A 24,660-nucleotide genomic window follows, 5' to 3' on the forward strand; every position below is an offset into this window, starting at 1 on the left:
TCAGGCGGCGGGGTACGCGAGGGTCGGGCCACCGGTGTAGTGGACCGCCACGGGGTCACCGCGCGCGAACGTCGGACGCTCGAGGATCCGCACGCGCACGCGACCGCCGGCGTCATCGCCCAGCACGTACACGGCATCGTGGCCGTAGTACTCGACCCGCTCGACCGCGAGATCGTCACCGGCGCTGACGCGCAGCTGTTCCGGACGGACCAGCACCGCCACGTCACCGCGGTGGGACACACGCAACGGGAGGTCGCCGATGATGGTCCGGGCCACCTGACCGTCCGCGGTGCCGGGCAACAGGTTCGCGTCACCGACGAAGTCCGCGACCTGGCGGTTGCCGGGCGACTCGTACAGGTCCGCCGGCGCGCCCTGCTGCTGGACGCGACCCTCGAGCATCAGCGCGACCTCGTCGCCCAGCAGGAACGCCTCCTCCTGATCGTGGGTGACGAACACGGTGGTCGTGCCGACGGCCCGCAGCAGATCGATCACCTCGCGGCGCAGCTGGGACCGCAGCGTCGCGTCGAGGTTCGAGAAGGGCTCGTCGAGCAACAGCACGCCAGGACGGGTCGCGAGTGCCCGTGCCAGCGCCACCCGCTGCTGCTGCCCACCCGACAATGTGGACGGCAGCCGGTCGGCGCAGTCGCGCAGTCCGACGAGCTCGAGCGCCCGCTCCACGTCGCCGGCACGACGCGCCGCGCGCGACAGGCCGAAGCCGACGTTGCGGGCGACGCTCAGGTGGGGGAACAGCGCCCAGTCCTGGAACACCATGCCGACGCGGCGGCGCTCCGGTGGGACGAAGGCACCGGGTCCGACCACCACGCGGTCACCCAGCGTGATCGTGCCCTCGGCTGGTTCGACCAGACCCGCGATGCTGCGCAGCAGCGTGGTCTTGCCGCAGCCGCTCGGCCCGAGCAGCGCCAGGACGGATCCTGCGGGCACGTGCAGACCGACGCCGTCGAGCACCCGGTTCGACCCGTAACTGACACCGAGGTCCACCACGCGCACGTCCGTACCGGTCGAAGATGCGTCGGCGGTCGTGGCGCGCACAGGAGCGCTGCCAACTGAACTAAGGTGAACCATACCTGGCCCACACTAGCGCGGACGGTGAACGCGCACCAGTCGCGATCCGGACCGCGGGCGGCCCCGCGTCACCTGGGCTCGGCGCTCGCGGCGACCTCGGGCCTGACGTAGACGAACCGTGCCGCATCCAGGCCCAGACGTACTGTCGCCTCCGCGGTCTCGACGACCACCGCGTCGCCGTCGGTGTGCGCCATGAGCCGCGTGCCAGGGAGCAGTCCCTGCTCGAACAAGCTTGCGATGGCCGTCACATCGGCCTGCAGGTGCTCGGAGATGCGATCGACCACGACGGGCGCGTCCTCGGCAGCGGCGTCCGCCAGGCTCAGCAGGTCCGATGGTTCGCTGGCCGGTCCCAGACCCGGGATCGGGTTGCCGTGCGCATCGTGGGTCGGTGCGTCGAGCACGGTCACCAGCCGCTGCTCCACCTCGTCGGAGATCACGTGCTCCCACCGACAGGCCTCCGCGTGCACCAGATCCCAGCGCAAACCGATCACGTCGACCAGCAGCCGCTCGGCCAGGCGGTGCTTGCGCATCACGCTGACGGCCCGCGCGCGGCCCTCGTCGGTCAGTTCAACGGTGCGGTCCTCGCGCAGATGCATCAGCCCCTCGTCGGTCAGCCGGGCGACCGTCTCGCTGACCGCCGGCGCCGACAGGTGCAGCCGCTCGACCAACCGCGCACGGATGGGCCGGATGCCCTCCTCCTCGAGCTCGTAGAGGGTCCGCAGGTACATCTCCGTCGCGTCGATCAGATCGCTCATCGATGCATCCCTTCGGCCCGTCGTCCGACCCACAGCAAGTATCGCATCGCCGTGCCCGGCGCACGGCGCCGCCGGAGTCGTCCGCCGCGCTAGGCTCGCCGCGATGGCAGGCACGCTAGCGCTGGTGGGTGCGGCCGTCGCGTGGGCGTTCTCGGCGCGGCTGCTGCGCGACTACCGCGCACGTCGTCGGGCGCACGCGCTGGCCTGGGGCGCGTCACTGCTGCTGTACGCGATCGGGATGGTGGCACTGGCGGCGGGGCTGCTGATCGGCTGGTCCGCGACCGCGTACGGGATCTACTGGTTCACCGGCGCGCTGGTCAACGTGCCGCTGCTCGCGGTGGGGGAACTGCACCTGCTCGTGCCTGCCCGCGCCCAGTGGTGGTGGGCGGTCGCGTCGGCGGTGGTGATGGTCGCCCTCGTCGCCGTGCTGGTCTCGCACTTCGATCCCTCGGCGCTGGGCGCGGCCACCGCCGACGGTGGCGTCCCGCTCGGCGCCGACGTCCTGGGCGGCCAGCCGGCGTACGCCGCCCTCACACCACTCACGCTGACCGGGACGCTGGTCGTGCTGGTCGGCACCGTCTGGTCGGCGGTGCGGCGACGGCGCCCCGCCGTCCTGCTCATCGCACTCGGCGTGGCCGTCGCGGCCTCGTCGTCGACCTTCGTGCGCAACGATCTCGATGCGTTGGTCCCGGTCGCACTGACCGCCGGGGTCGCCATCATGTACGCCGGCTTCCGCGCCACGGCCGCGCGCCGCGGCCCGCTCCCCACGGGGCGACGCTCCGCCCTCTGATCTGGGGAGACCTGTCAACGCCCAGCGGCGATCGCCTCCCCGTTCCGACGCCGCGGCGCACCCATGGGGAAACCTGTCAACGCCCAGCGGCGACCGTGTCCCCACCCCAGGGTTCGACGACGTCGGGCGTCCACAGACGCATCGTGGGCGGCTGGCACGTCCGGTCACGTGGCGCCAATCATGCGGTCATGCACTGGTCGGCCCGGCTCCATGAACACGCGCGACGACACCGCAACGTCTTCGCGCTGCGTTGGGCTCCCCTGATCGGCACGACACCGGCGGCCGTCGACGCCAAAGCTGAGCGCGAAGGTTGGCGACGGCCCTACCCGGGTGTCGTCCTGTTGCCCGGCGCCCCGTGGGATCACCAAACCGACCTGGTCGCCGTCCAGACGGCGCTTCGGTGTGACGCGGCGGCCCGCGGCCCATCCGCGGCGTGGCTCTTTGGCCTCGAGTCGCGGCCACCCGCACGACCGCACCTGCTGCTCCCGCACGCTCAGCGGACGGTCGTTGAGGCAGGCTTCGTCCGAAGGTCGCGACACGTCACACCGGCTGACCGGATGACGATCGACGGCATCGTCACGCTCACCCCGTGCTTCTGGCTCATCTCCCATGCGGGCGACGTCGGCTTCGACGCGCTGCTGTCGCTGGCGCTCGATGCGCGCCAGTGCCGGCTGATCGACTTTGCGGATGTCGCTGATCGCCTGACGTCGATGCCGCGTGTGGCCGGCAGGAAGAGGATCGAGCGCGTACTCCGGCACGTCCAGCTCGACGGCAGCGACTCGATGTTCGAATCGCTCGTCCGTCAACGGCTTGCCGAGGCAGGCCTGGTGCCAAGCGCGGCACCCATGCCGGTGCATTTGCCGAACGGACGCACCGTCCATGTCGACATCGCGTTCCCAACCGAGCGCGTCGCGGTCGAGTGCATCGGATTCGTGGCACATGGCTCGAGGCGACAGCTCGACCGGGACGCGCGTCGCGAGAACGCCATCGCACTCGGCGGCGACTGGCTGGTGCTGAAGCTCACATGGGATCGGTTCCAGCACGATTGGGATGGATTCCTCAGAGAGCTCATGCAGGCGCTGTCTGCGCGGCGCGAACGCCTGGGCTGAACCGCCGGCGGACGGCGGGCCCGTAGGCGCCCTGACGAATCCGGTGCTGACCACCGGACGTGGTGCGCTGCGGGGACACCATTGCCGCCCGGCGTTGACAAGCCTCCCCACCTTCGCCTCACCGCGCCGACGCGGGGCGATGTTCGCCGCCCGGCGTTGACGAGCCTCCCCAATGAGGGCCTCAGGGGTCGATGTCGACGTAGACGTTCTTGAGTTCGGTGTAGGCGCGCAGCGACTCGACGCCCAACTCGCGGCCGTAGCCCGACTGCTTCCAGCCACCGAACGGGGCGCCCGTGTGGACGCTGGAGTTGCTGTTGACCGACACCACGCCGGCCTCGATGTCGCGGGCGATGCGGTGGGCGCGGCCGAGGTCGCGCGTCCACACCGACGCCGACAAGCCGTACGGCGTGTCGTTGGCCAGTGCGACCGCCTCGGCCTCGTCGCCGAACCTCAGCACCGTGACGACCGGACCGAAGATCTCCTCGCGCACCGCGGTCATGTCGGCCGTCGCGTCGACCACGACCGCGGGGCGCATGAAGAAGCCGGGGCGGTCGAGCACCTGGCCACCGCACGCGACCCGCGCGCCCTCGCTCCTGGCGGACGCCACGTAGTCGAGCACCGTCGCGCGCCGGTCGTCGTTGATCAGCGGACCCATCTGCGTGTCGTCGTCGGCCGGGTCGCCGACGCGGATGGCCTCGGTCGCGGCGACGAGTGCCTCGACGAACTCGTCGTGGACCTCGTCGGCGACGATGACCCGGCTGCGCGCGCAGCAGTCCTGGCCGGCGTTGCCGAAGACCGCGGCGGCTCCGGCGGTCGCGGCGGCCTCGAGGTCGGCGTCGGCGAAGATGACGTTGGGCGACTTGCCACCGAGCTCGAGCGTCACGCGCTTCAGTGACGCGGCCGCGCGCTGCTGGATGCCGATCCCGACCTCGGTCGAACCAGTGAAGGCGATCTTGCGCACCCGTCCGTCCGACACGATCGACTCGCCCACGGTGCTCCCCCGGCCGGGGAGCACGTTGACGACTCCTGCGGGCACGCCGGCCTCGTGGAGGACGTCGGCGATCTCGAGCGCCGATGCGGGGGTCAGCAGCGCGGGCTTGAGCACGACCGCGTTCCCGGCCGCCAGCGCCGGGGCGAGATTCCATGTGGCGATCAGTCCCGGAAAGTTCCACGGCGTGATCAGCCCGACGACGCCCATCGGCTGGCGCAGGGTGTAGTCGAACCCGCCCGCCGGGACGGACAGCGTCTCGCCGCCGAACCCGCGGATCACTCCGGCGTAGTAGTCGAAGACGTCGGCGACCGACGCCATCTCCGCCCGCGCGTCGGCGATCGGCTTGCCGACGTCGCGCGACTCGATCTGCGCGAGGTGCTCGTGGCGATCGCGTGCCAGCCCCGCCGCGTCCCGCAGGACCGCGGCGCGTTCCGATGCGGTCCGCCGCCCCCACCCGGGCGCGGCGTCGACCGCGGCGGCGATCGACCGATCGACGTCTTCGGGTCCGGCCAGCGCGACCTCGAGCCACGGCGTTCCCGTCGCGGGATCCTCGACGTGATGGGTGTCGCCGGAGGCGGCGGCGCGCCGCGACCCGTCGATGAACAGACCCAGTCTTCTCAGTCCAGCGGAGCCGGTCCTCCGCGTGCTTCGTGGAACCAGGCTCCGCGAATGCTCCATGACCACCGTCCCGACCGAAGTTCCGTCGGCTCTACATCCGCTCGAAGCCGCGGTAGCGCTCCCAGTCGGTCACCACGCGCCGGAACGCCGCGAGCTCGACGCCCGCCATGTTGCGGTAGTGCCCGACCACGTCTTTGCCGAACGCATCGTGTGCCAGGTCGCTGGAGGAGAACAGCTGCGCTGCGTCGCGCAGGTTGTCCGGCACCCGTTCGTTGTCGCTCTCGTAGGCGTTGCCCTCGAAGGCGTCTTCGAGCTCGAGCTCGTCATCGATGCCGCGCAGCCCTGCCGCGATCATGGCGGCGAATGCGAGGTACGGGTTGACGTCGCCACCGGGCACGCGGTTCTCCACACGCATGCCCGCCCCGTGGCCAACGACGCGGAAGGCGCAGGTCCGGTTGTCGAAGCCCCACGCGGCGACGGTCGGCGCGAAGCTGCCCTCGATGTAGCGCTTGTGGCTGTTGATGTTGGGCGCGTAGAACAGCACCAGCTCACGCACCGCGGCGATCTGTCCGGCGACGAACTGCCGGAACATCTGCGACATGTCGTGCCCGTCGGCGAACACCGCCTCGCCATCGTCACCGCGGAGGCTGAAGTGCAGGTGGCACGAGTTGCCCTCGAGCTCGTTGAACTTCGCCATGAACGTCAGCGACCGACCCTCCTGCGACGCGATCTCCTTCGCCGCGTTCTTGTAGACGGTGTGGTTGTCGGCCATCGTCAGCGCGTCGCTGTAGCGGAAGTTGATCTCGTTCTGGCCGTAGTTGCACTCGCCCTTGGCCGACTCGACGGGCATCCCCATGCCCTCCATCGCGTTGCGGATGCGCCGCAGCAGCGGCTCGACCTTGGTCGTGCCCAGCATCGAGTAGTCGACGTACGGGTCCTGCGACCCTGCGCAACCTGCGTTCCGCAGCGCGGTCCTCGTTGTCGTCACGCTTCGTGGACTCGTTCGCGCGGTCGCTCATGACGTTGTTCCTACAAGGCGGATCGGCCGCCGGTCGGCGGCTGAACGTCCGTTGTCGTACCGTTGAACATCTCGCTCCGTGACGAACGCCGTCGACGCGGACCGTGATGACACGGCACTATGGCTGTGGCAGACGCCCCAACCAATGGTGCCAGCGCGAATGCCCGACAGCCATGAGCTGGCTCCGATGGTCCATGGACGGACCATACTGTTGAGGGCGATGGTCTGGATGTCAAGGGAATGCGATGGCCAGCTCAGCAACCGAACGGTCGACGAAGCCGACGGCGAAGAAAGCAGCCGCCAGCACGGTATCACTGGACGCGGTGCTGCGACCGGTCCGCTCCGGCAACGCCTTCGAAGAAGCGATCCAGCGGATCATGCAGGCCATCAAGCTCGGCGCCGTCACGACCGGAGAGCGGCTGCCGCCGGAACGCACGCTCGCCAAGCGGCTCGGCATCAGTCGGGTCACGCTGCGTGAAGCGCTCCGCGCACTGACCGACGCCGGCCTCGTGGAATCGCGGCGCGGTCGCAGTGGCGGGACCTTCATCACCTACCGCCCCGAGGACGCCCAACCACCGGCGGCACCGACCGACAAGACCGACATCCGCCTCGAGCTCGAGGACAGCCTGGTGCTGCGCTCGGTGCTGGAGCCCGGCGCGGCGGAGGCCGCCGCGCGGCGCGAGCAGGACGAGAACGCCCAGGCGATGCTGCACGACCGCGTCGAGGCGGTTGCCGCCACGACGACGCGCCAGAGCCATCGCCTGGCCGACGCGCGTCTGCACCTGGCCATCGCCGAGCTCAGCGGATCGGTCAGCCTGATCGCCGCCGTCGCCGACGTGCAGATGAGCATGACGGATCTGCTCGAGGCGATCCCGGTCGTGCCTCACAACATCGAGCGCTCCCACGAGCAGCACGCCGCCATCGCGAACGCGATCCTGACGAGCCGCCCCGAGGACGCTCGACGGTACATGCAGGAGCACGTGAGCGGAACCGCCGCGCTGCTCCGCGGATTTCTTGCTTGACTCATGCCCAGGACCGCGCACAATGGACCGTTCCCATAGCATTTCGGCCATCAGCCGAATGACGGCGAGGAACGGGACATGCGCCTGCAGGGCCGAGTAGCGTCCATCACAGGGTCGGGCAGCGGGATCGGCCGGGCTGCGGCGCTGCTCTTCGCGGCGGAGGGCGCTCGCATCCTCGTGTCGGACGTCGACGTCGAGGCCGGCAAGGCGACGGTCGCCGCGATCAGCGACCGCGGGGGCGAGGCGCACTTCGTCGCCGCTGACGTCAGCCGCGCGGACGACGTGGAGGCGCTGTACACCGAAGGCGAGAAGCTGTTCGGCAAGGTGGACGTCCTGTTCAACAACGCCGGCATCTTCGACGGTGCGGACGGGTCGGTGACCGACACGGCGGAGGGCGTCTGGGATCGCGTCGTCGACGTCGACCTCAAGGGCGTGTTCCTCTGCTGCAAGTACGGCGTGCCGGCGCTCCAGCGCGCCGGCGGCGGCGTCATCGTCAATGTGGCGTCGTTCGTGTCGTGGATGGGGGCCGCCACCCCGCAGATCGCCTACACCGCCGCGAAGGGTGGGGTGCTCTCGATGACGCGCGAGATCGCCGTGGAGTTCGCACGGTCCGGCATCCGCGCCAACGCGCTGTGTCCCGGGCCGGTCACGACACCGCTGCTGTCCGAACTGCTCGCCGACGAGGACCGCCGTCAGCGGCGCCTGATCCACATCCCCATGGGCCGGTTCGGCAGGGCGGAGGAGATGGCGAAGGCGGCACTGTTCCTCGCCAGCGACGAGTCCTCGTTCATGACCGGCGCCTCGCTGCTGATCGACGGCGGCATCACCGCCGCGTACATCACGCCGGAGTGACCGTGCCGGCGCTCGGCACCGCGCACGACTGGACCGGCCGGGCGTCGGACCTCGGCGGCCTCGGCACCGTGCTCCGTCGCGGACGTTGACGCACCGTGCGCGCGCTGTTCATCGCACACGAGGCCGAGGCGCCACCCGGTCACCTCGGCGACGCGGCCGCCCGGCGTGGGATGGACGTCGAGGTGTGCGACGTGTGGGACGGCGCCACACTGCCCGCACCAGACGTGCACGATCTGATCGTGCCCCTGGGGTCCGCCGACGCCGCGTACGACGACGCGGTTCCGTGGCTGGCGGCCGAGCTCGACCTGCTCCGCGAAGCCGAACAGGTCGGCACGCCGGTCTTCGGCGTCTGCTTCGGCGCGCAGGCGCTCGCGCGTGCACTCGGCGGTCAGGTGTTCCGGGCGGACGAGCCGGAGGTGGGCTGGCGGACCATCGACACGAGCGCACCCGGGCTGATCGCGGCCGGGCCCTGGCTGGAGTGGCACTTCGACGCGCTGCGACCGCCCGACGGCGCGAGCGTGCTCGCCCGATCGCGGTCCGGCGTGCAGGCGTGGCTGCGGGGTCGGGCGCTGGGTGTGCAGTTCCATCCCGAGGTGACCCCCGGGATCATCGACGGCTGGATCGCGTCGGGCGCCGACAAGCTCCGGGCGACAGGGGTCGACGCTGACCGCCTGTCCGACGAGACGCGCCGCAACGCCGACCGGGCCCGCGTTGCGGCCCACGATCTGTTCGACCGCGTGCTCGACGCGCTGGCCGTGGATCCGCCGCGGTGACCGTCGCGGTCGTGTCGGCGAGTGCGCCAGCGACTCGTTGATGCGCCGGGAACCGCGTGGGAGGATCGCGCCCGTGAGCGATCTCGAGCGTGACACGCGCACCGCCTACGAGCAGGCTGCCGCGGCGTGGGCGGCCGGACCGCACCGGGTGTACAGGCGCCTGGCAGCTGCGCTGCTCGACCGGTGTCCGGTGCCGTTGGCCGGCGCGACCGTGCTGGACGTCGGCGCCGGCACCGGCGTGCTGGGGGCCGAGGCCCGCGCCCGCGGTGCGGGGTGCATAGACGCCGACGTGGCGGTCCGGATGCTCGCGCGCGACGGCCACGACGGCCGCAGGGGCCGACACGCGGTCGGCGCCGACGGCCGCGCACTGCCGTTCCGCGACGGCACCTTCGACGTCGTGGCCGGCAACTGCTCGCTGTCCCACGTCACCGACCCGGGCCGGATGCTGACCGACGCCGTGCGCGTCACCCGTGACGGCGGGGCGATCGTCTTCAGCTCGTTTCCCGGTGCGGCCTCCTCGCACGACGCGTGGCATGCAGTCGAACAGGTGCTGAGCGAGCACGGGTACGAGCGGCCCGGGTGGTACGCGCATCTGAAGGCCACGACGGAGCCCCGGGTCGGTACGCCCGAGGCACTGCTGCGGCTGGCCGCGGTCGCCGGCATCGGTGCCCCCGACGTCGTCGACGTGCGGGTCGACACCGGCCTCGACGATCCGCGGGCGCTGGCGGACTGGCGGTTGGGGATGGCGCAGCACGCTGCGTTCCTGTCGGGCCTGGGCGATGTCGAGCGCCGGGCGATCCGGGACGCGGCCGTGGCGCGGATCGGCGACGACCCGGCGCCACTTGGCGTCGACATGCTCGTGCTCACCGGACGCGGCTGAGGACCGGCCACGCCGGCCGGCCGACCGCGACCACCGAGGACCACATCCGCCGGCCGGCCCCGGCCGCTGAGCGTCGGCGGTGGCGACCTACACTCGCGGGCATGCCAACAGCGACGATCCCATCCCACGTCGACGATCCCGTCAACGCCCGCATCCTGGCGGTGTCCGAGGACCGGATCACCGGCTTCCGACGCTATCCGATGCGCGCGATCGCCGACGCCTCCGGGATCGCGGTCGACACGGTCGTCGAACGCGTGCGCGCGATGCTCGAGGCCGGCACGATCCGGCGCGTCCGACAGACGCTGCTGTCGACGAGCCTGGCGCCCGGCGCGCTGGTCGCGTGGAGCGTGCCGACCGACCGGCTGCGCGCTGCGTTCGACTTCATGTTCACCCACGACCCGTTCTCCGGCCACGTCGTGCTGCGCACGACCGATCGTGAGACGCCGGGCAGCCGGTACCGGTTGTGGACGACGCTCAAGGTTCCACGGCCGTACAGCATGCAGGCCCACTGCCGGTACCTGGTGGACCAGGTCGGGGCAGATGCCTTCAAGCTGCTGCCGGCACGCAGGCTGTTCGCGCTGGGCGTCGGCCACGTCCGGCGTCGCACCATCGAGCCTGGCGACCGCACGCCCGAGCCCGGCCGGGTGCTCGACACGAAGATCGTCGACCTGACCGATCGCGAGTGGCGTGTGCTGATGGCACTCAAGCGCGAGTTCGAGCCCCATGAGCTGCGCGACGACATCTGGGTTCCCCGCGCCGCAGAGGCGGGCGAGACCATCGAGGATTTCTGCACCGTCGCCGACAGCCTGAACGAGCGCCGGGTGATCGGCCGGTTCTCGACGTTCCTCGAGCACTACAAGCAGCACCGCGACGGCACGCGCGTCACCCGCTACAACGCGCTGTTCCACTGGCGGGTGCCCGAGGGCATGGAGCTCGACGCCGGCCGCGAGGTGGGGCGCCACCACTGCATGACCCACGCCTACTGGCGGGAGGGCGGTTCCGAGTTCGGTGACGTCAACATCATGGGCGTGTCGCACGGGACCGACAAGGACCAGGTCATGGCACACAAGGCCGCGATCGACGATCACCTGACCGAGGCGGGCATTCCGGTGCTCTACACCAACGTGTTCTGGGGCGGGCGGAGCGAGATCAAGCCGAGTGAGATCTCACCCATCGCCTACCGCGAGTGGTGCGAACGGGTCGGCCTGGACCCGGTGCGCATGCGCGACGACGTCTGATCCCACCATCCCGCGGACGGGGAGCCGCCATGTCCGGGCCGGCGCGCTCCCCGGCGGCGCGTGGCCGTGGTGCCTGCGACGGCTGTGCGTGCGAAAGGCCCCGCCATTGGCGGGGCCTTCGAACGTGGTTGCGAGGGCAGGATTTGAACCTGCGACCTCCGGGTTATGAGCCCGGCGAGCTACCGAACTGCTCCACCTCGCGGCCAGAAACCTAGCAGCGTCGGAGGTCTCCCGCAACGCGACGCGCGTCCGGCGTCAGCGCGGCGGACCCCGTCAGGGTTCGGTGGACGTCTCGGCGGGTTCGTCGCTGAGGTTCCCGGTCGCCGCTGACTGGCCGAGCAGGCTCTCGACCTCACGCAGCGCCTCCTCGGCGAGGCGGGTCTGCTCCTGGTACTCGCCCAGGTCTCCCTCCGCCAACGCCCGGTCCGCCGCGTCGAACGCGTCGAGCGCGCGCTCCAGCGCCGCGGCGACCGCCGGATCGCTCACGTCGCCCGGGCCCGGCGTCGCCGGCTGCTCCTCGCCGCCGGTGTCGCCCGTGTCACCGGCGTCGCCGGCCACAGGCTGCTCGGCGCCCTCCGGCAGCTCCACGCCGGGCGCCGCCGAGCCGAACAGCGCCTCGAGCGCCGCCTGCAGCGTGTCCTCCATCACGACCTGGTCGCCGAAGACCAGCACGGTGCGGCGCAGTTCCGGGATCTCCGACCGATCGGCCCGCAGGAACAGCGGCTGCGCGTACAACAGCGAGTCCTCGACCGGGATCACCAGCAGGTTGCCGTACCGCACCCGCGAGCCGGACTCGTTCCACAAGGTGATCTGCTGGCTGATCGCATCGTCCTGGTTGATGCGGGCCTGGATCTGCTCGGGCCCGAACACCGTCTTGGTCGGTGGCATGCGGTAGGCCTTGAGCTGGCCGTACGCCTCGCCGTCGCTCCGGCCGGCCAGCCACCCGATCAGGTTGTCGCGCTGCTCGGGCGCGAACGGCTGGATCAGCGCGAACTCCTCGGTCTCCTCCCCCGGCAGGCGCATCAGCAGGTAGTACGGTCGCATCGCCCGCGGAGTGGTCGCCTCGGGCTGGTTCGCCTGGAACTGCGCGTCGGCCGGGATCTCCCAGGCGTCGTCCTTGTTGTAGAAGGCGTCGGGCCCGCGGATGTGGTACGTCTCGAACATCGTCGACTGGACGCGGAACATGTCCTCCGGGTAGCGGAAGTGTGACACCAGCTCCTCGGGGGCCTCGGCGGCGTCGGTGAAGCTGTCGGGGAACACCTTGCGCCACGCCTGGATGATGGGGTCCTCGGCGTCGACGATGTAGAGCTTCACGGTGCCGTCGTACGCGTCGACCACCGCCTTGACGGGGTTGCGGATGTAGTTGGCCGTGCCGGTCAGGCCCGGCGTCGGCACGGACTGCTCCTCGAACGTCACCTGGCCGTTCTCGTCGGTCACGGCGGCCAACTGCTGCTGCTCGGCGATGGTCGCCTCTGCCAGGTTCGTGCGCTCCGAGTACGGCAGCCACTCGGTGGTCGTGTACGCGTCGACGATCCACTTGACACGCCCGTCGACCGCCACCGGATACGGGTCGTGGTCGAGCTTGAGGTAGGGCACGACGTCCTGCACCCGCTCGCGCAGCTGCCGCCTGTACATGATCCTCGACTCGTCGGTGATCAGGCTGGACAGCAGGATGTTCGGCTCGGCGAAGCGCAGTGCGAACGCGAGGCGACGCAGGGGCGATCCGACCTCGACGCCATCCGCGCCGTCGTAGCGGAAGCGCTCCACCGGCTGGCCCTGCCCGAGGTCGAAGTCCAGCTCGTCCTCGGCGGCTCCCACGATCGAGTACGCAGGCGGGTTCTCGCCGATGTACACCCGCGGGTTGTCGAGCTCGAGCTCGGGCACGCCCGTCGGTGGGATGTCCTTGACGAAGAAGACCGGTTGTCCGTCGCGCCGGCGGGTGCTGACGGCGCTCGACACCACGCCGTAGCCGTGCGTGTAGACGAGTGCCTCGTTCTGCCATGTGCGGGCCTGCGCCGGCAGGTCGCTGGTGGCGACCTCCCGCACGCTGAGCATCACCTGCTGCTGCTCACCGTCGAAGACGTAGCGGTCGACGTCGACGTCGCGGAAGTCGTAGTAGGTGCGCAGCTCCTGCAGCTGCTGGTAGGTGTTCTGCAGCGTGGCAGGGTCCCACAGCCGGATCGACTGCAGGGTCGTCCGGTTGTCGGCGATCGCCTGGTCCGACAGCACATCGTTCGCCGCAAAGTCCTCGAAGTCGACATCGTCGAGCTCGATGCCGAACCCGAAGCGGGTGAGCTCGAGGTTGCGCTCGATGTACTGCCGCTCGCGCGGCAGCTCCTGGGGGTCGACCTGCAGGCGCTGGACGATCGCCGGATAGATGCCGGCCAGCACGACCGCGGCCACGACGAGGATCCCGACCCCCGCGGCGGGCAGCAGCCAGCCGCGGAAGCGGACGTTGACCAGGAACAGCACCACGCAGACGGCGGCGATGATGGTCAGCAGCTGCAGCGCCAGCAGCTGCGCGTTGACGTCGGTGTAGGACAGGCCGGTGACCTGACCCCGCTCCGAGTAGCTGAGCATGTAGCGGTCGAGCCAGAACCCCCACGCACGCACGGCGACGAGGGCCGCCAGCAGCACCGACAGGTGCACGTTGACCTGCGGGGTGAGCCGCTGCCCCTGCGCCTGCGGTCGGATGCCGCCGAACACGTAGTGCGCGACGACCGTCATGAGGACGGTGATGACCAGCGCCGTGAACAGCCACGAGTTGACCAGCGTGTGGAAGGGCAGCACGAACACGAAGTAGCCGAGGTCCAGCCCGAACTGCGGATCGGTCTGGCCGAACTCGGTCGCGTTCGCCCACAGGACGTAGCGCGGCCACTGCGGTGCCACGTTGAGGCCCGACAGCACGCCCACGACGACGGCGACCACGAGCAGCAGCGGTCGAGCGATCGGCTCGACGAGCGCCCGGTAGCGCTCGACGCTCTCCTCCGCCGGCGTCGGGATGCGGTAGCGGGGGGCGAGACGTCGCGCCAGCAGCAGGTTGCCGGCCAGCAGCAGCGTCATGAACACGGCGGCCACCAGCCCGAGCCCGAACTGCGTCGTCAGCAGCGTCACGAACACGCGCACGAAGCCGATGCTGCGGAACCACAGCACGTCGGTGTAGAAGGTCGCGAGACGCGTGGAGAGCGCGATGGCAAGGATCAGGAGGATCCCCACGACGAGCCACCATCGCTGTCGTAGGGCCTGCAACAGTTCCATCAGGGGTCGCTCTCCTCGTCGGCGACGACCGTCGTGCACGTGCATCCGTCGTGGCGGGGCGGTGTGCGCTCGCCCGACGGGAAGGCGTGGGCGATGGCGACGGCGCCGGCCTCAGCGTTCTTCCGGCAGGTCTCGTCAGATCCGTGACCTCGGGGCTCCACCACCCAGCGGCGGGCCGCGATGTCGCCGTTCGTCCACGTGGCCAGCTTGCCGCGCTCGTACGCTCTCGACAGCTCGATCCCGGCCACCTGTGACACCATAGCCGCGGCGGCGTCGGACACGATGCCGTCGATCCGTTCGACCAGGACCCACGGCGGGTCGTCCATGCGGTCGCCGTCGGTCATCAGCCGCCGGATCGGTCCGCCGATCCGCTCGTCCAGCACCCGCGCCAGCGGCTCGGCGACATCGCCACGCACCGTCGCGGGCTCGGGCACAACGGCGTCGCGGGTGGCGGCACGGGCGCCGAGCTCGTACGCGCGGCGCAGCTGTGACGCACCCGCCGCCGCGACGACGTCGGCGTCGAACGCGTTCCAGTGCTCGCGGTCGGCACCCGGATCGTTCCCGGCACGCAGTCGCTCACGCATGCGGTCCCGCGCGGCGGCCAGCTCGCCGTTCAGGCGGTCGACCAGGATCGGATGCAACGCGGCGAGGTTGCGACGGACGGACGTGGGATCGCTCTCGCCGCCCGCCTCGCCGTCGGCCCGCCGATCGTGCCGCGACGGCAGCGGGCGGGGCGCCGGCCGGGACCTGTCGCCGCCTGGGACGACCCGCAGCCCGGTGCCGGCGGCGGAGGCCGGCGGCGGCGCCTGGTCGGTGCCGGTGAGCGCGCGTGGGGGGCCACCGGTGGCCGACCTCGCGTCCCGGCCCGTCGACCTGGTGCGGTCGAGGGCCGTCCGCAGCTGTTCGATCTCTGTGGTGGCATCGTGCAGCTGGCGGATCAGCCGCGACCGTGCCTTGTCGAGCTGTCGCAGCTCCGCGGCCATTTCGTCGCGCGCGCGGTAGCCGTCACCCACGATCTGCGCGCGCTCGCGCCGCGCCATCGTCAGCTCGTTCTCGGCCCGCTCGCGCGCCTCCGTGACCATCCGTTCGCCCGCGTCCCGGGCGGCCTGCAGGATGCGCTGCGTCTCCCTCGCGACGTTCTCGAACGCCTGATCGGCAGTGATGGGTTTGGCGCGTCGCATCTCCTCGAGCTGCACCTCGAGCTCGTCGTTGCGCGCGCGAAGCCGCTCGACGAGATCCTCGAGGTCGTCGCAGAACGTGGCGACGCGCGCTCTGTCGTAGCCGATGAACGCGGTCGGGAAGTCCCGCGTCCCACTCACGGTCCAACCTCCGCCGGTGCGCCCTCGCTGTGGTGCGGCGCCGCCCTGTGCGTTGGCGTCCGCGTCGTGCCCGCGCGCAGTCGACGATCGTCCGCAGGCTCCGGGGTCGCAAGTCTAGAGGCACGCGGGGCGGCGACCCGCGGAGACGTCGACATCGCCCCGCGTCGCGGCCGTCGCGCGGCAGGACGACGAACGCCCCTCGTCGGCATCGGTCGCGGCACCACCCGGCTCAGTCGGTGCCCGGCCAGTGCGCTCCCCCGTCGGCCCAGTGCTCCTGCTTCCAGATGGGCACGGTCTTCTTGAGCGTGTCGATGCCGTGCCGCGCTGCGGCGAACGCGGCGTCGCGGTGATCAGCGGAGACGCCGACGACGACCGACGGTTCGCCGATCGCGAGCGCGCCCAGGCGGTGGACCATCCAGATCGCGCGGACCGACGGCCAGCGGTCGGCCAGGTCGGCGGCGAGCTCCGCCAGCCGCACGGCCGCATGCTCCTCGAACGCCTCGTAGGTCAGCCCGGACACCGCACGGCCCTCCGCGTGGTTGCGCACGGTTCCCGAAAACACGACCTCGGCTCCGGCCCGCGGATCGGCCACGAAGGTCAGGGCGGCGTCGGCCGAGAGCGGATCGCGCGTGATCGTCGTGTGGATCCTGGCCGTCATCGACCGGCCCCCGTGTCGGTCCGACAGCACCCGCACCAGGGGCGATCCGGTGCGATCGCCCGCGGTCGGCTGTTCGACGTGGCCTGTCGTCTGTGGACGTGCATCGCCCCACGGTACCGAACGTGCGCCCGTGGGATCACGCGTCCCGCCGACCGGCGCTCCACCGACGCCACACCAGCCATGACGCGCCGCTCACGACCACGCTCCATCCGATCGCGATGCCGGCGATCAGGCGGTTGGTGCGCACACGCAGCCGGCCGACGCTGAGCCATCGCCGGTGCTCGGTGACGAACTGGTGCAGCATCGCGCGCTGCGAGACCGTCGGAGTCCATCCCAGGGCGTGCAGGCGGGAGGTGTCCACGACCCACGGGTGCATCAGGTAGTCCAGTGCCGACGGCGGGACCGCCAGCAGTCCCGCCCGGTGCAGCGCCGTCGCCACCGCCACCGCCGTCTCGCGTGGCAACCGCAGCACCGGTCGCGCGACGATCCGCCGCACGTCGCTGCTGGTCAGCCAGCCGTCGGCCGCGACGTTGTAGATCCCGCGAGCCCGTTCGTCGCGCACGACCAGGTGCACGGCGGTGGCCAGGTCGTCGACCGCGATGAACTGCACTGGCGGATCGAAGCCGCGCACCATCGGCAGGAACGGGCTCTCCAGGTGACGCGTCACCGCCGAATCGACGTCGGGCACGATGGCCGGCACGGGGCGCAGCACCACGACCCGACGGTGTGGATGCTCGCCGGCGTAGGCGCGGACCGCCTCCTCGGCGTGCAGCGCCTCCTGGACCGCCGCGAAGCGGGCGGCGGCGCGCAACGGCTCCTGCTCGGTGAGCGGCACGCGATTGCGCTCGGCGGCGCCGTAGACCATCGCCGACGACACGTGCACCAGGGCCCCGACCCCAGCGGCGTCGGCCGCATCCAGCACGCGACGCGTGCTCTGGACCGACGTCGCCAGCAGGTCACGACGGAAGCGTGTCACGTCGTCGGCCAGGACGGCGTTGACGACCACGTCGACATCTGCGAAGAGCCGGGAGAGCAGCGCATCGCGCAGATCGGCGCGCACGAACTGCACACCGGCCGGCAGGCGGGCGGGGCGTTCGCGGTCGACCACGACGACCCGACCGAGGTCGGGGTCCGCGGCCAGGCGGGCCAGCAGCGCGTCCGCCGTCGCGCCGCGCACACCCGTGACGGCCACACGCACGCCCGTACGGGCGTCGTGGTCCGCAGATGCCACGTTCATGGGTCGTACACCTGTCACTCGTCGTCTTCCAGCGCGGAGGGCCGACGCGAACGGCCCACCACACCACCGATCGCGGTCTACCATGACCGTATGAGCGATCCATTCGGCGGCAACTTCGATCCGCGGATGTTCGAGCAGGTACCACTGTTCCGTGAGCTCGCCAAGGTCATGTCGTGGACCGGTGGTCCCGTCAACTGGGATCTCGCGCTGCAGACCGCCTCGTCCGTCACCGCCTCCGGCGCGCCGCGAACCGACCGGGACGAGCGCGAGTTCGCCGACGCGGTGCACGTGGCCGAACTGTGGCTCGACGAGGCCACCGGGCTGCGTGCCGTCGCAGGCGCGGTACGCGCCTTGTCGCCACGCGAGTGGGTGACGGCCGCGGCCACCGACACCGGTCTCGGCCTGCTCGTCGAACCGCTCGCGGCCGGCATGGGCCACGCGCTGCACCAGAGCATGCCCGAGCAGCTGCGCGGGATGGAGGGTCAGCCGGGGTTCGCCGACGCGATCCGGCAATCGTTCGGCGCGATGGGCGCGATGATGTACGGCGTCCAGATCGGCACGATCGCGGGCAACCTGTCCGGCCAGCTGCTGGGCGCCTACGACCTCGGTGTGCCCGTGATCGACGCGCGCACGGTCGCGACCGTGGGTGACCACCACGAGTCGTTCGCCGCCGACTACGACGTCGAGCCGGCCGAGATGCGCTACTGGCTGGCCCTGCGCGAGGCGATGTTCAGACGCATGTGGGCCGGCGTCGCGTGGCTCCAGCCGCACCTCTCAGGACTGATCAGCGAGTTCGCCACGGCGGCCGAGTTCAATCCCGAGCGCCTGATGGACCAGCTCGGCGCCGGCGGTCTCGACCCGTCCAACCTGGAGTCGCTGTCCGACGCGCTGGGCGGCTCGGACTTCGTCGTCGAGCCGACGGCGGACCAGCAGCGGGTGCTCGGCCATCTGCAGGCACTGGTGGCGTTCGTGGAGGCCTACGCCGAGCTCGCGGTCCGGACGGCGGCCGGAACCCGCCTCGGTGCACTCACCCGCATCGAAGAGGCAATGCGCCGCCGGCGCGCGGCACAGGGACCCGGCGAGCAGACGCTGCACCAGCTGATCGGGCTCGACCTCGTGCCACGACAGATCCGCGACGCACGCAGCTTCTGCGACGCCGTCATCGCCGCGCGGGGCCAGGTGGGCCTGGACCGCGTGTGGGACGACGCCACCCACCTGCCCACGACCGATGACTTCTCGGATCCGAGCCGGTGGCTCGTGCGCATGGCGGCGGTCGAGCTGGAGGATCCGCGCGAGGACCCGCCGAGCACGGACTGACCGGCACCGGGCGCGGCGACCGCGACCCACGCGTGCTCGCTTGTGTGCAACGTGCGCCGACCATCGACGCAGATCCCCGCCCACCCGCTCGCTCCGCTCGCCCCCGCCCCGGCAGGGTGCGGTCGCACCGGATGGCGGGCGCACGCCGTCACCAGCCGTGCGTACGGCGTTCACGCTGCGGTGTTCGATCCGGTCACCCGTCGGCCATTTCCGAAGTTTTTCGCGGCGGCGTCCAGGTGTCGGCGTTTTCGCTGCTCAGCACGGTTAACGGGTGTCGAACAACGAGACATCCACAGGTTGTCCACAGAAGTTGTCCCCAGCCCGCTGACGGTTTGCCCAGCGCCTCGAATCGAACATCCACAACCTGTGGACTGGCCTGTGGATAACCAGGTTGACGAACCGCGCATCCGCGCCGTACTGTCGTTGCCGTTCCATTCGGCCCTCGTGATGATCGGTCCGCAGCCCAAGGGGAAGGGGTTGCGAGCCAGTCTCACAGGGCCGTTTGGCATCTCACGTCGCGGCGTCGTCCACAGCTTCGGCACCGCCGTCATCCACAGCCGGGACGACGAGGCACACGCGGTTGCCCCGCCCCTCATGCAGCGAAGCGGTAGGGGGAACGTCATGACCCCCGTCGAGCACGAGCCGGCCCCCCTCTGCCTCGATCAGTGCCCGTGCCAGCGGCAGCCCGCGGCCACCCCCGTCGGCGAGGTCGTCCACGGTCGGTCCCGGCCCCTCGTCGCCGACGCACAACCGCACCCACGTCCGTTCGCCCCGCCGGACGGGTTCGAGCCAGACGGTCACGTCGCCACGACCATGAGTGAGCGCGTTGTCGAGCAGGACCTGCAACGCCTGCCCGACCGCGGCCGGTCGCACGCGCACCAGCGGGACAGCGGTGCGGGTCACGCGCACCGCACGTCCGGCGGCATCAGCGATCGTGCGCCACGCGTCGAGCCGCTCCATCGTCAGCGCCCGCAGGTCGACGACCGAGGCACGGACGCCAGCGTCGGCCAGCGCCAGCAACTCGTCGAGTGTGGCCTCGAGCCGGTCGACCTCGGCGTCCGCCGCAGCCAGGGAGGCGCTCGGGGTACCGAGCTCGGCCGCCAGCGCTTCGAGGTTGAGCCGCAGCGCAGTCAACGGTGTCCGCAGCTGGTGCGACGCGTCGGCCGACAGCGACGCGCTGCGCTCGAGCGCGCTCCGCAGCCGGGCCGCCGTCGCGTCGAGCGACGCGGCGATGCGGTCGATCTCGGCGATGTCGCTACGCGCCGCGTGGCCCCCGAAGTCGCCCTCGCCCAGCCGGCGGGCGGAGTCGGCGACGGCCTCCAGGGGCCTGGCCAGCTGGCGTGCCCGCCACGATGCCAGCGCAGCACCCACGGTCAACGCCGTGCCGCCCAGCACGACGATCACCAGCCAGGCACTGCTCACGCGCGCCGCCGCCGCATCGGCCGGGGCGGCCACGCGGACGATCACCGGCGTGGCGTTGACCCGCGCGACGACAGCGACGACCAGGGCGTTGCCGATGCGCTCACCCGCCGGCGAGCCGGGCCGTGTCGCACGGACCGGACGGTCGTCGAACACGGTGCCCGGCGCGACGCCGCTGGAGTCACGCACGGCCCGACCACCCAGATCGAGGACGGTGACGCGGGCGTCGAGCACGCGGGCGACCATTCCGACGCGGCCCGTCAGCTCCGCCGGATCGTCGGCGACGTCGAGCACGTCGGCGAGCTGCTCGGCGCGCTGTGCCAGCGCCGTGATCTCCTGGCTGTAGACCCACTGGCGGGCGACCACCGCCAGTGGCAGTCCGAGCAGGAGCACCGCGACGCCCACGGCGACGAGCATCAACCGGACGAGCCGGTCGCGGATGCCGCTGGCCTCACGTGCCGCGGTCGACGACGAACGCGAGGCCCGGACCCGATCGGGGGCCGCGTCGTCGCGCGGCGCGACGGCGCCCGTCACGCGACGGGTTCCGACTGCGGGGGATCGTCTGCGTCGTTCTCGAAGCGGAACCCGATGCCGCGCACGGTCGTGATGTAGCGCGGCGCACTGGCCGCGTCGCCGAGCTTGCGGCGCAGCCATGACAGGTGCATGTCGACGGTCTTCGACGAGCCACCCCAGGTCGTCTCCCACACGTCGCGCAGCAACTGCTCGCGGGACACGACCCGTCCCGCGTGCTCGACCAGCAGCCGCAGCACGTCGAACTCCTTGGGGGTCAGCTCCAGCTCGTCGTCGGCGCGCCACGCCCGGCGGGCGGCGGGATCGACCCGGACGTCCTGCGCGACGAGCATCGAGCGCTCGGCGGGCATCGCCTCGGCCCCGCGGCGGAGCAGCGCCCGCAGCCGCGCCAGCAGCTCGGCGAGGCGGAACGGCTTGGTCACGTAGTCGTCGGCGCCGGCGTCGAGACCGACCACGACGTCGGCCTCGGTGGTGCGGGCGGTGAGCATCAGCACCCGCGCCTGCGGCGCCCGGCGACGGAGCCTGCGGCACACCTCGACGCCGTCGAGGTCGGGCAGCCCGAGATCGAGGACCACGGCGTCCACGCCGGCCGCGTTGGCCAGCGCCTGTTGGCCGGAGCTCACCCGCGTCACGTCGTACCCGCTGCCGCGCAGCGCCGCAACAAGCGGTCGGGCGATGCCATCGTCGTCCTCGACCAACAGAATGGACGGTGCCCGTCCAGTTCCTCGATCCATGTTCGCCAGTCCCTGCGCCGCGCGCGTCGGCCCGACCGGATCTCCCGGTCGACTTTACCGGATCTTTGCGACTCCACACTACGGCGTTGGGACTGCCCTCCTAGCGTTGGACCTGTACCTCTGGAGCGCCACCTGTCACGACAGCCCGCGAGGAGCCGCATAGCTATGACGGACTACACCTCAGTCGAATCCACGCAGCCGATCGAGTCGCATCGGCCGTCGACCGGGGACCCGACCGACCAGCGGCCGCCCACGCTGCCGCCGCCTCCGCCGCCGCGCCGTCGCCGGCCCACGACGCTGCTGCTCGTCGTCGTGACCGCGCTCATCGCCGCGGCGCTCGCCTATCCGGCTGGACGCCGCGCCGCCGAGCCACAGCAGCAGCCCGAACCGGTCGCCGACGTCCAGGCAGACGACGCGCCCGCGGACGACGCGCCCGCTGTGCTCGACGCGCCGTCACCTGTGCCGGAGATCGCACGGACGGTGCTGCCGTCGGTGGCACAAGTCATCGTCGGCCAGGGCGGCGGCTCGGCAGTGATCTACCGCTCTGACGGCTACCTCGTGACCAACAACCACGTGGTCGAGGGGGCGCCGCAGGTCCAGGTGGTGCTCGCCGACGGACGCCGGCGCGACGCCGAGGTCGTCGGCACCGCCGGACCGCCGATCAGCGATCTGGCCGTGCTCAAGATCGACGACACCGATCTGCCGGCGGCGACGTTCGCGACCGATGCACCCGAGATCGGCAGCACCGCGGTGGCCATCGGCTCGCCCTTCGGCCTGGACGCCACCGTGACCGCCGGTGTGGTCAGCGCCCTGGACCGCGAGCTGATCGGTGGCGACGAACAACTCGGCATGCTCATCCAGACCGACGCCGCCATCAACCCCGGCAATTCGGGCGGCGCGCTGGTGGACGACCGGGGTCGGATCGTCGGCATCAACACCGCGATCCTGTCGGGATCGGGGACCAGCTCGGGCGTCGGCTTCGCGATCCCGTCGACGAGCGTGACGGCGCTGGCCGATCAGCTGATCGAGGGCGGCTCGGTCCGGCCCGGCTTCCTCGGCATCGCCGGCCAACCGGTGTCGCCCGAGGCCGCCGAGGCATTCGGCGTGCCCGAGGGCGCGGTGATCGCCGAGGTCACGCCCGGCAGCGCGGCCGACGACGCCGGCCTGCAGGCCGAGGATGTGATCGTGTCGCTCAACGGCGAGTCGGTCGACTCGATGCTCGGCCTGAGCAGCCGCATCCAGGTCCGCCAGCCCGGTGACCAGGTCACCCTCGGCCTCGTCCGCGACGGCGAGCGCCTCGAGGTCACAGTGACGCTCGGCGAACGCAACGACGTGACGAACTAGCGGGCGGATCCGGTCACCCGCACACCGACGACCGCGCCGCCGCCACTGCCCCCTGGCGGCGGCGCGGTCACATCCGCTGCCTGTCGTGTCTCGACCAGCTCGACGCCGGCCCACGCCAACCCGCTGCGCAGCAACGACCGCAGGTCGTCGTCGCTCGCCGCGACCGCCTGCGCCGCCGCCTCGTCCCACGCGACGATCAACAGGTTCAGGTCACGGCTCGACATCTGCGGGAAGGCGTCGAGCATGCGCAGGTCGAGCGTGCGGTCGGCGCTGCTGTGTGACGGCGCAGTGCTGCGTACGACGTTGGCGACGAGACATCCGCCGTCGTCGTCACTCCACGACCCGGCGACCAGGGCGAGGTCGGTCCGCTCCGCGACCTCCGCGAGCGCACGTTGCACCGAGACCGGCAGTGACGCGATCGCGGTGCCCAGCCGTGCGGCGGGACCCACCGTGGAGAACAGTCGCACCGTCTTTCGCATGCCCCCAGCGTAGACGCGCGGCCAGGCGCGCCGTGAACTGGCATGCTTGGGCACCGCACCAGGCGAAAGAGCACCATGGTTGATCACGACGACGCGAAGCTCGCGGTCCGGGTCACTGGCGACCGCATCATGTGCGCGCTGCCCGACGCCGACGACCGGCGGTCGAAGGCGGGGATCATCATCCCGGCCACGGCCAAGACCGCCGATCGGCGCGGACTGTGGGGCACCGTGACCGAGGTGGGACCGCTGGTGCGCAGCATCGGCGTCGACGACATGGTGCTGTTCCTGCCCGACAGCGCGATCGAGGTCGACGTCCGCGGCGACGTGTTCCTGATCGTCCGCGAACGCGACGTGCATGCCGTCGCGTCCAGCGAGCGCGACGTGGGACCGACCGGCCTGTACCTGTAGCCCACCCCGCTCGCGATCGCACAGCGGGTCGATCGGGTCGCGATTCGCTACAGTGCCCGCGATGGGACTGCCCGCCGTGCATCGCCGCAACGTGATCACCACCGCTTCGGGCCGACGGATCCGACTGCCCGACGTGCCGGGCGTGACGCATGAACGTCGCTGGTGGCAGCACGGCGACCTTGTCGCTGGCGTCGACGAGGTGGGACGCGGGGCCTGGGCGGGACCGGTCACGTTCGCCGCGGTCGTCCTGCCCAGCGACAGGCGGATGTACAAGCTGCGCGACTCCAAGATGCTCGACCCCGCCCGGCGTGAGGAGCTCGCCGACCGGTTGGGCTCGTTCGCCGTGGCGATCGGCATCGGGCATGCGAGCAACGACGAGATCGACGCGATGGGCATGAGCGATGCCATGCGGCTCGCGGCGTCGCGTGCCGTGGCGAAGCTGCCGGTGCGTCCGGCGGCATTCCTGGTCGACGGCAACTGGAACATGCTCGCGGACGTCGCGCGGCCGGTGGAGCTGATCGTGCACGGCGACGCCCGGTCGGCGTCGATCGCGGCCGCGTCGATCGTGGCGAAGGTCACGCGTGACGCCCTCATGCGCGCCGTCTGTCCGACGTATCCCCGCTACGTCTTCTCCTCGAACAAGGGCTACCCGTCACCGCCGCACGTGGCGGCGCTGGACCGTCACGGTCCGTGCCGCCTGCACCGCCACAGCTGGGCACCGATCAGGGCCCGGACGACACCGCGGCTCGACCTGCCCCTGGATCGGATCGGGCCGCCGGAGGCGCCCCTCGGCGCGGACCCGATCGACGCTCCGGGCGGCGGGTGAA

22 protein-coding genes and 1 tRNA gene are annotated in these 24,660 nt (G+C 71.4%); 11 read left to right on the plus strand and 12 right to left on the minus strand.

What is annotated here, in order from left to right; genetic code table 11:
- Positions 1-999: an ABC transporter ATP-binding protein gene (locus VFZ70_12720; GenBank protein HEX6256660.1), complete on the minus strand. Its 999-nt coding sequence runs from the start codon at positions 997-999 to the stop codon at positions 1-3.
- Between the two features lie 152 nt (positions 1,000-1,151).
- On the minus strand, positions 1,152-1,838 hold the full coding sequence (locus tag VFZ70_12725) for a metal-dependent transcriptional regulator (GenBank protein ID HEX6256661.1): 687 nt from the start codon (positions 1,836-1,838) through the stop codon (positions 1,152-1,154).
- A gap of 103 nt (positions 1,839-1,941) precedes the next feature.
- Between VFZ70_12725 and VFZ70_12730 the strand changes: the two genes are divergently transcribed.
- Both VFZ70_12730 and VFZ70_12735 read left to right on the plus strand, forming a co-directional pair.
- Entirely contained in the window at positions 1,942-2,628 is a 687-nt protein-coding gene (locus VFZ70_12730) for a hypothetical protein (protein ID HEX6256662.1), read from the plus strand.
- 557 nt (positions 2,629-3,185) lie between these two features.
- Entirely contained in the window at positions 3,186-3,737 is a 552-nt protein-coding gene (locus VFZ70_12735) for a hypothetical protein (GenBank protein HEX6256663.1), read from the plus strand.
- 181 nt (positions 3,738-3,918) lie between these two features.
- On the opposite strand, the gene VFZ70_12740 is transcribed toward VFZ70_12735, so the two are convergent.
- The gene (locus tag VFZ70_12740; GenBank protein ID HEX6256664.1) at positions 3,919-5,406 is read right to left on the minus strand and encodes an aldehyde dehydrogenase family protein; all 1,488 of its coding nucleotides are present in this window, start codon (positions 5,404-5,406) and stop codon (positions 3,919-3,921) included.
- Between the two features lie 31 nt (positions 5,407-5,437).
- Positions 5,438-6,334 carry a hypothetical protein gene (locus VFZ70_12745; protein HEX6256665.1) on the minus strand — a complete coding sequence of 299 codons (897 nt, stop codon included), beginning with the start codon at positions 6,332-6,334 and terminating at the stop codon, positions 5,438-5,440.
- A gap of 275 nt (positions 6,335-6,609) precedes the next feature.
- Here VFZ70_12745 and VFZ70_12750 point away from each other — a divergent pair, with 275 nt between their 5' ends.
- The 5 genes from VFZ70_12750 to VFZ70_12770 all read left to right on the plus strand — a co-directional run bounded on the left by VFZ70_12750 (position 6,610) and on the right by VFZ70_12770 (position 11,129).
- Entirely contained in the window at positions 6,610-7,386 is a 777-nt protein-coding gene (locus tag VFZ70_12750; GenBank protein ID HEX6256666.1) for a GntR family transcriptional regulator, read from the plus strand.
- 78 nt (positions 7,387-7,464) lie between these two features.
- Complete coding sequence (locus tag VFZ70_12755) at positions 7,465-8,238, plus strand: glucose 1-dehydrogenase (GenBank protein ID HEX6256667.1); 774 nt, start codon at positions 7,465-7,467, stop codon at positions 8,236-8,238.
- A gap of 95 nt (positions 8,239-8,333) precedes the next feature.
- On the plus strand, positions 8,334-9,011 hold the full coding sequence (locus VFZ70_12760) for a type 1 glutamine amidotransferase (GenBank protein ID HEX6256668.1): 678 nt from the start codon (positions 8,334-8,336) through the stop codon (positions 9,009-9,011).
- Positions 9,012-9,084: 73 nt separating this feature from the next.
- Positions 9,085-9,891, plus strand: a complete 807-nt coding sequence (locus VFZ70_12765) for a methyltransferase domain-containing protein (GenBank protein ID HEX6256669.1) — start codon at positions 9,085-9,087, stop codon at positions 9,889-9,891.
- Positions 9,892-9,992: 101 nt separating this feature from the next.
- Positions 9,993-11,129 carry a hypothetical protein gene (locus tag VFZ70_12770; GenBank protein ID HEX6256670.1) on the plus strand — a complete coding sequence of 379 codons (1,137 nt, stop codon included), beginning with the start codon at positions 9,993-9,995 and terminating at the stop codon, positions 11,127-11,129.
- A gap of 125 nt (positions 11,130-11,254) precedes the next feature.
- Here VFZ70_12770 and VFZ70_12775 read toward each other — a convergent pair.
- The 5 genes from VFZ70_12775 to VFZ70_12795 all read right to left on the minus strand — a co-directional run bounded on the left by VFZ70_12775 (position 11,255) and on the right by VFZ70_12795 (position 17,601).
- Positions 11,255-11,331: transfer RNA gene (locus VFZ70_12775), tRNA-Met, on the minus strand.
- 71 nt (positions 11,332-11,402) lie between these two features.
- On the minus strand, positions 11,403-14,387 hold the full coding sequence (locus tag VFZ70_12780; GenBank protein HEX6256671.1) for a UPF0182 family protein: 2,985 nt from the start codon (positions 14,385-14,387) through the stop codon (positions 11,403-11,405).
- Positions 14,387-15,706: a DivIVA domain-containing protein gene (locus VFZ70_12785; GenBank protein HEX6256672.1), complete on the minus strand. Its 1,320-nt coding sequence runs from the start codon at positions 15,704-15,706 to the stop codon at positions 14,387-14,389. Before VFZ70_12785 ends, VFZ70_12780 begins: the two co-directional genes overlap by 1 nt.
- A 229-nt stretch (positions 15,707-15,935) precedes the next feature.
- Positions 15,936-16,364, minus strand: coding sequence for a molybdenum cofactor biosynthesis protein MoaE (locus VFZ70_12790; GenBank protein ID HEX6256673.1), 429 nt, complete (start codon positions 16,362-16,364; stop codon positions 15,936-15,938).
- 136 nt (positions 16,365-16,500) lie between these two features.
- Positions 16,501-17,601 carry an NAD-dependent epimerase/dehydratase family protein gene (locus VFZ70_12795; GenBank protein ID HEX6256674.1) on the minus strand — a complete coding sequence of 367 codons (1,101 nt, stop codon included), beginning with the start codon at positions 17,599-17,601 and terminating at the stop codon, positions 16,501-16,503.
- Between the two features lie 90 nt (positions 17,602-17,691).
- On the opposite strand from VFZ70_12795, the gene VFZ70_12800 reads away from it, so the two are divergent.
- A complete protein-coding gene (locus VFZ70_12800; GenBank protein HEX6256675.1) occupies positions 17,692-18,918 on the plus strand; it encodes a zinc-dependent metalloprotease in 1,227 nt (408 codons plus the stop codon).
- A gap of 510 nt (positions 18,919-19,428) precedes the next feature.
- On the opposite strand, the gene VFZ70_12805 is transcribed toward VFZ70_12800, so the two are convergent.
- Together VFZ70_12805 and VFZ70_12810 are read right to left on the minus strand one after the other, a co-directional pair.
- On the minus strand, positions 19,429-20,871 hold the full coding sequence (locus tag VFZ70_12805; GenBank protein HEX6256676.1) for a HAMP domain-containing sensor histidine kinase: 1,443 nt from the start codon (positions 20,869-20,871) through the stop codon (positions 19,429-19,431).
- Positions 20,868-21,602, minus strand: a complete 735-nt coding sequence (locus VFZ70_12810) for a response regulator transcription factor (protein ID HEX6256677.1) — start codon at positions 21,600-21,602, stop codon at positions 20,868-20,870. The genes VFZ70_12805 and VFZ70_12810 overlap by 4 nt, the downstream gene beginning before the upstream one ends.
- Positions 21,603-21,767: 165 nt before the next feature.
- Between VFZ70_12810 and VFZ70_12815 the strand changes: the two genes are divergently transcribed.
- Positions 21,768-22,946 carry a trypsin-like peptidase domain-containing protein gene (locus VFZ70_12815; GenBank protein HEX6256678.1) on the plus strand — a complete coding sequence of 393 codons (1,179 nt, stop codon included), beginning with the start codon at positions 21,768-21,770 and terminating at the stop codon, positions 22,944-22,946.
- On the opposite strand, the gene VFZ70_12820 is transcribed toward VFZ70_12815, so the two are convergent.
- Positions 22,943-23,425 (minus strand): hypothetical protein, encoded by a 483-nt coding sequence (locus VFZ70_12820; GenBank protein ID HEX6256679.1) that lies wholly within the window; start codon positions 23,423-23,425, stop codon positions 22,943-22,945. The two genes, VFZ70_12815 and VFZ70_12820, sit on opposite strands and share 4 nt — an antisense overlap.
- Before the next feature lie 75 nt (positions 23,426-23,500).
- Here VFZ70_12820 and VFZ70_12825 point away from each other — a divergent pair, with 75 nt between their 5' ends.
- A complete protein-coding gene (locus VFZ70_12825) occupies positions 23,501-23,833 on the plus strand; it encodes a hypothetical protein (GenBank protein ID HEX6256680.1) in 333 nt (110 codons plus the stop codon).
- Between the two features lie 142 nt (positions 23,834-23,975).
- Positions 23,976-24,659 (plus strand): ribonuclease HII, encoded by a 684-nt coding sequence (locus tag VFZ70_12830; GenBank protein ID HEX6256681.1) that lies wholly within the window; start codon positions 23,976-23,978, stop codon positions 24,657-24,659.
- Position 24,660: the final 1 nt, after the last annotated feature.

The organism is Euzebyales bacterium (assembly GCA_036374135.1).
Lineage (GTDB): Bacteria > Actinomycetota > Nitriliruptoria > Euzebyales > JAHELV01 > JAHELV01.